Source organism: Mesorhizobium sp. M4A.F.Ca.ET.090.04.2.1 (assembly GCF_003999085.1).
Taxonomy (GTDB): Bacteria; Pseudomonadota; Alphaproteobacteria; order Rhizobiales; family Rhizobiaceae; genus Mesorhizobium.
Genome location: NZ_RZOT01000437.1, coordinates 1 through 5,302, shown reverse-complemented (window position 1 = coordinate 5,302; position 5,302 = coordinate 1). Strand labels below are relative to the sequence as shown.

At 64.4% G+C, this 5,302-nt stretch carries 7 protein-coding genes; 6 read left to right on the top strand and 1 reads right to left on the bottom strand.

Annotated elements, in window-relative coordinates:
• The 4 genes from EN781_RS24980 to EN781_RS24965 form a co-directional block, all read left to right on the top strand.
• Positions 1–241 (top strand): extracellular solute-binding protein (locus EN781_RS24980; RefSeq protein WP_189347824.1); only part of this gene is annotated, 241 nt, incomplete at its 5' end.
• Positions 242–257: 16 nt separating this feature from the next.
• Positions 258–962, top strand: coding sequence for a molybdate ABC transporter permease subunit (gene modB, locus EN781_RS24975; protein ID WP_126053953.1), 705 nt, complete (start codon positions 258–260; stop codon positions 960–962).
• Complete coding sequence (modC, locus tag EN781_RS24970) at positions 959–2,071, top strand: molybdenum ABC transporter ATP-binding protein (protein ID WP_126053954.1); 1,113 nt, start codon at positions 959–961, stop codon at positions 2,069–2,071. The genes modB and modC overlap by 4 nt, the downstream gene beginning before the upstream one ends.
• A 79-nt stretch (positions 2,072–2,150) precedes the next feature.
• On the top strand, positions 2,151–2,492 hold the full coding sequence (locus EN781_RS24965) for a winged helix-turn-helix domain-containing protein (RefSeq protein ID WP_126053955.1): 342 nt from the start codon (positions 2,151–2,153) through the stop codon (positions 2,490–2,492).
• Positions 2,493–2,516: 24 nt separating this feature from the next.
• Here the strand turns inward: EN781_RS24965 and cobF are convergent, their stop codons facing one another.
• Entirely contained in the window at positions 2,517–3,290 is a 774-nt protein-coding gene (gene cobF, locus EN781_RS24960) for a precorrin-6A synthase (deacetylating) (RefSeq protein ID WP_126053956.1), read from the bottom strand.
• A 255-nt stretch (positions 3,291–3,545) separates the two neighbouring features.
• Between cobF and EN781_RS24955 the strand changes: the two genes are divergently transcribed.
• Together EN781_RS24955 and EN781_RS24950 are read left to right on the top strand one after the other, a co-directional pair.
• Entirely contained in the window at positions 3,546–4,574 is a 1,029-nt protein-coding gene (locus EN781_RS24955; protein ID WP_127400415.1) for a DUF4424 domain-containing protein, read from the top strand.
• Positions 4,574–5,092, top strand: a complete 519-nt coding sequence (locus tag EN781_RS24950; RefSeq protein WP_126053958.1) for a dihydrofolate reductase — start codon at positions 4,574–4,576, stop codon at positions 5,090–5,092. Before EN781_RS24955 ends, EN781_RS24950 begins: the two co-directional genes overlap by 1 nt.
• The last annotated feature ends 210 nt before the right edge of the window (positions 5,093–5,302 follow it).

The following is a 5,302-nucleotide window of genomic DNA, read 5'->3' as shown; positions in this document are numbered from 1 at the left end:
GGTGTCGACCGGCGAGGCGGGGCTCGGCATCGTCTATGCCACCGATGCGCATGCCGAAAAAGGCGTCAAGGTGGTCGGCACCTTCCCGGAGGGCTCGCATCCGCCGATCATCTACCCGGTTGCCCAGACGGCAGATTCGAAGGACAAGGATGCGCCGGCATTCCTGAAGTGCCTCGAATCCGCGAAGGCGGCAGAGCTCTTCAAGGCGCAGGGCTTCACCATCCTGGCGCCTTCCAACTAAGGCAGCGTCCCGACGCATGAACTGGCTGCTGGACCTCACTCCCGACGAATGGAATGCGGTCCGGCTGTCGATCAAGGTGGCGACGGTGGCGATGCTTTTCAGCCTGCCGCCGGGCATCGCGATCGCGCTCGTGCTCGCCCGTGGCCGGTTCTGGGGCAAGACGCTGCTCAACGGGCTGGTGCATCTGCCGCTGATCCTGCCGCCGGTGGTGACCGGCTACCTGCTGCTGCTGACCTTTGGCAAGCGCGGGCCCGCCGGCGCGTTCCTGGCCGAGCATTTCGGCATCGTCTTTTCCTTCCGCTGGACGGGTGCAGCACTTGCCTGCGGCGTGATGGGCTTTCCGCTGATGGTGCGGGCGATCCGGCTGTCGATCGAGGCGGTCGACCGCAAGATGGAGGCGGCGGCCGGCTCGCTCGGCGCCAATCCACTCTGGGTGTTTGCCACCATCACCTTGCCATTGATCCTGCCCGGCCTGATCGCCGGCTCGATCCTGTCCTTCGCCAAGGCTATGGGCGAGTTCGGCGCCACAATCACCTTCGTCTCCAATATCCCCAACGAGACGCAGACGCTGCCGTCGGCGATCTATACCTTCACGCAGGTGCCGGGCGGCGATGACGGCGCGCTCAGGCTGACGCTGATCTCGATCGTCATCTCGATGGCCGCACTGGTGGCGTCTGAGATGCTGGCCTGGCGCGTCGGCCGGCGGATGGATATCGAATGACGCTGCTCGTCGAAATCGGCCACCGCCTCGGCGATTTCGCGATCGACGCCAGTTTCGAAAGCGCTGGCCGCCTGACGGCTCTGTTCGGTCCTTCGGGCTCCGGCAAGTCGACGCTGATCAATTTGATCGCCGGGCTGATCCGACCGGAGAGGGGGCGGATCGCTGTCGATGGGCGCGTGCTGGTCGACACCGACACCGGCGCCTTCGTGCCGATGCACAAGCGGCGCATCGGCATCGTGTTCCAGGACGCGCGGCTCTTTCCGCATTTGAGTGTCGCAGGCAATCTGCGCTATGGCCGATGGTTCACGCCGGCGTCCGAGCGCTATGCCGACATCGATGGCGTGGTCGATCTGCTGGGCATCGGGCATCTGCTCGACCGGCGGCCGGCTAAGCTCTCCGGCGGCGAGAAACAGCGCGTGGCCATCGGCCGGGCGCTGCTCGCCAGCCCGAAACTGCTGCTGATGGATGAACCGATGGCCTCGCTCGACGAGGCGCGCAAGGCGGAGATCCTGCCCTATGTCGAGCGGCTGCGCGACGAGACGAATATCCCTATCGTCTATGTCAGCCATTCCGTCGCCGAAGTGGCGCGGCTGGCGAGCGACGTGGTGGTGCTGGCGCACGGCAAGGTCGCGGCCGCCGGTCCGACCGGAGCGATCATGCAGCGGCTCGACCTTTTGCCGGCGGAAGAGCGCGGCGAGGGCGGCGCGGTGCTGGACACCAAGGTGCTGCGCCATGACGAGAGCTTCGGGATGACCGTGCTCGACTCGCCGGCGGGCGAAATCCGCGTGCCGCGCCTGGCGCGGCCGTCTGGTGCGCCGGTGCGGCTGCGCATCCGCGCCCGCGACGTCATGATCGCGACCGAGCAGCCGGCGGGTCTCAGCGCGCTCAACATACTGGCGGGGACAATCACGGCGGTGAGGCCGGGTGTCGGACCGACGGTGGAGATCGCCATCGAATGCAATGGCGTGACGGTTCTGGCGCGCATCACCGAACAGTCGAAGCACACGCTTCGGCTCGCGCTCGGCCGCAAGGTCTTTGCGGTGATCAAGACGGTGAGCTTCGACAGCGCGACGACGGGGCCAGGGCTGCCATCCGAAGCCGATGGGTGACGAAAGGACAATGTCGCTATGTTGGTTTGGAATAGCGATAGAGCCGTCGAGGGTGCTAGTCTGATCGCGGAGGACAAAGATGCCGTCGCTGAGCTTGCGGATAAACCTCGATCCCGACGGGCGTATCGGGCCGGGCAAGATCGAGCTTCTGGAGCAGATCGCTGCCTTCGGCTCGATATCCGCCGCGGCGCGCGGCATGGAGATGTCCTACAAGCACGCCTGGGACCTGGTCGAGGACATGAACCGGGTGTTCGGCAAGCCGCTGGTATCGGCGCAGACCGGCGGCAAAAAGGGCGGCGGCGCCCAACTGACCGCGGTCGGCCTGGCGGTCGTCAGCCGCTTCCGGGCCATAGAGCGGGCGGCGACATCCGCGGCGGCGCAGCACATGGAGGCCTTGCAGGCGGAAATCGATGCCGGTTGAGTGCCGCCCCGTTCCGAGTGGTCCCTATTCCTCGGGCTCGCCGGGTTTGCGCAGCAGATAGGTGTCCATGATCCAGCCCTTCCTTTGCCGGGCTTCCTCGCGCACTCTTTCGATCTCCGCGCCGACATCGCCAAGGCGGCCGGAGATGGCGATCTCGTCCGACGTGCCGAGATAGGCGCCCCAGTGGATGACGAGATTCTCGTCGGCCAGCGTGTTGAAGGCGCATTTTCCGTCGAGCATGACGACCGTGCTGCCGGCATTCTCGGGCATGCCCTCCTCAGTCAGGCGGCGGCCGGTGGTGATCAGCACGGGGTCGCCGATACGATTCAGTGCCATCTTGTGGCTGGCGGCCAGCGCCTGGACGGCGGTGATGCCGGGAATGACCTCGAGCGCGAAATCGACGTTGCCACGCCGACGCACCCGCTCGAGGATGCGCAGCGCGCTGTCGTAGAGCGAGGGGTCGCCCCAGATCAGGAACGCGCCGCAGCCGTCTTCCGCAAGCTCGTCGCGGATCAGGCCTTCATAAATTTCGGCGATCGCCTCGTGCCAGTCGTCGACCGTGGCGCGGTAGGAAGGGGAGGGTTCGGCCCGCACCGGCACGTCGAATTCCACCCGACGCGATTTCGGGTTGGTGACGAAGCGGTCGCAGATTTGCCGGCGCAATTCGGCGAGATCGGTCTTTTTCGCGCCCTTGTCGGGAATAAACAGGACGTCCGCCCGGTTGAGGCCGCTGATGGCCTGGACCGTCATATGTTCGGGATTGCCGGCGCCGATGCCGATGACCAGAAGCTTGCGCATGGGCGCTCTCCTGCCCGATCGGGGCGCCGGTGTCCAGACAGCATGGGGCAAGCGGCAACACGAGCGTTGAAGGGGCTTTGAAACGCCACATTGAAACGGCTAGAGCAGTTCATCGTTTGGTGGAAACGCTGAACTGCTCTAGCTATTTGTCTTACGCAATTCCGGACGGAAAACCGCTACACACTTTTCCTGGAATTGCTCTAGATGTGGACGCGCATCCGGTTGGGGCCGGCCCTGCCGTCGAGAGGGGGACCCATGTTCCGCACCATCCTGACCGCAGCGCTGGCTTTGTCGGCCGCGCCGGCGTTCGCCAACGATTCGATTGCCGAGCTTGGAACCGGCGGGCTGATCCTGTCGCGCAGCGATGCCGTCGCCATGGAGAGCGAGGACCTCTTCATCTCGCAAGAAAAAGTGACGGTCGACTATGTCTTCCGCAACAACACCGACAAGGATGTCGACGCCATCGTTGCCTTCCCGATGCCCGACATCGAAGGCGACCCGAACGAGATGCCGGCGATCCCCGAGGCGCAGAGCGACAATTTCCTCGGCTTCGAGGTGACTATCGACGGCGTCGATGCAAAGCCGCAACTGGAGCAGAGAGCCTTTGCGGCGGGTATCGACATCAGCGCCGATCTCAAGGCGCAGAGCGTGCCGCTCTATCCGTTCGGCGACGCGGCCAAGGCGGCGCTGGCGAACCTTCCCAAGGAGGTCGCCGAGGATTGGGAGAACCGTGGCATCATCATCGAGGATACGGCCGACGACGGCTCGGGGATGAAGACCGTCTACGCCCCGTTCTGGCAATTGCGTTCGACCTACTGGTGGCGCTCGACCTTCCCAGCCAACAAGGCCGTGCATGTCTCGCACCGCTACAGGCCGAGCGTCGGCGGAACCTCGTCGGTCAGCTTTTTCTATGATGGCCAGTTCCAGGGGCAGTATGCGACCTATAAGACCCGCTATTGCATGGACGACGGCTTCGAGAACGCCGTGCGCAAGGCGGCCAAGGACAATCCCGACGGCTACCCGCAATATTTCGAAAGCAGGATCGCCTATATCCTGATCACGGGCGGCAACTGGGCCTCGGGCAGTATCGGCGATTTCAAGCTGACCGTCGACAAAGGCAGCCCGAAGAACCTGGTCTCCTTCTGCGGCGACAATGTACGGAAGGTCGGACCGACGACATTCGAGATGACAGCGAAGGACTTCTATCCTGAGCACGACATCGACATATTGCTGCTCGAGCCGTCGGACGACACGAGTGGCGGCGACAGCGGGAACGGTGGCTAATGGATATCGCAATCTACGTCGCCATCGCCGACAACGGCGTGATTGGGCGCGATGGCGGCCTGCCGTGGCGGCTTTCCACCGATCTCAAGCGGTTCAAGGCCGACACAATGGGCAAGCCGATCATCATGGGTCGCAAGACCTATGAGGGCATTGGCCGGCCGCTGCCGGGCCGGCTCAACATCGTGGTGACGCGCGACAAGGCCTGGCGGGCCGAAGGAATCGAAATCGCGCATTCGCTCAAGGAGGCCATCGCGCTTGCCAATGTGCGCGGGCGCTGCATGGCCGGCGCCGACGAGATCTGCGTTGTCGGGGGCGGCGAAATCTATGCCCAGGCATTGCCGCTGGCCGACCGACTGCATGTTACCCATGTGCTCGCAAGTGTCGAGGGCGATGCGCATTTTCCGCCGATCGACACGGACCAGTGGCGCGTCGCCAGCGCCGAGGACTTTCCGGCCGGCGAAAAGGACAGCCACGCGACCCGCTATACGGTCTACGAGCGCCGTGGCGGCGCAAACTGAAGACGACTGCGTCGCTTCTTGAAGACGATAAAGGGTCGCTACCGGTCCAAAACGGATGGCTGGCCGGCAGATCGCGTTGAAAGCGTGCCGTGGCGACCCTATAGAAGGATGACATTGGATATTGCGCTGTCAGGCCGGCGCCGAGGGAATTCCAAGCGAAAGGACATTCATGCCCTGGAACGACAAGAGCGGTGGCGGCGGCCCATGGGG

What these genes read in the sequence shown, in the direction of transcription:
- modC (WP_126053954.1), top strand. Translation starts at nt 959, where the DNA reads ATGACGCTGCTCGTCGAAATCGGCCACCGCCTCGGCGATTTCGCGATC.
- cobF (WP_126053956.1), bottom strand. Translation starts at nt 3,290, where the DNA reads ATGCGCAAGCTTCTGGTCATCGGCATCGGCGCCGGCAATCCCGAACAT.
- EN781_RS24965 (WP_126053955.1), top strand. Translation starts at nt 2,151, where the DNA reads ATGCCGTCGCTGAGCTTGCGGATAAACCTCGATCCCGACGGGCGTATC.
- EN781_RS24950 (WP_126053958.1), top strand. Translation starts at nt 4,574, where the DNA reads ATGGATATCGCAATCTACGTCGCCATCGCCGACAACGGCGTGATTGGG.
- modB (WP_126053953.1), top strand. Translation starts at nt 258, where the DNA reads ATGAACTGGCTGCTGGACCTCACTCCCGACGAATGGAATGCGGTCCGG.
- EN781_RS24955 (WP_127400415.1), top strand. Translation starts at nt 3,546, where the DNA reads ATGTTCCGCACCATCCTGACCGCAGCGCTGGCTTTGTCGGCCGCGCCG.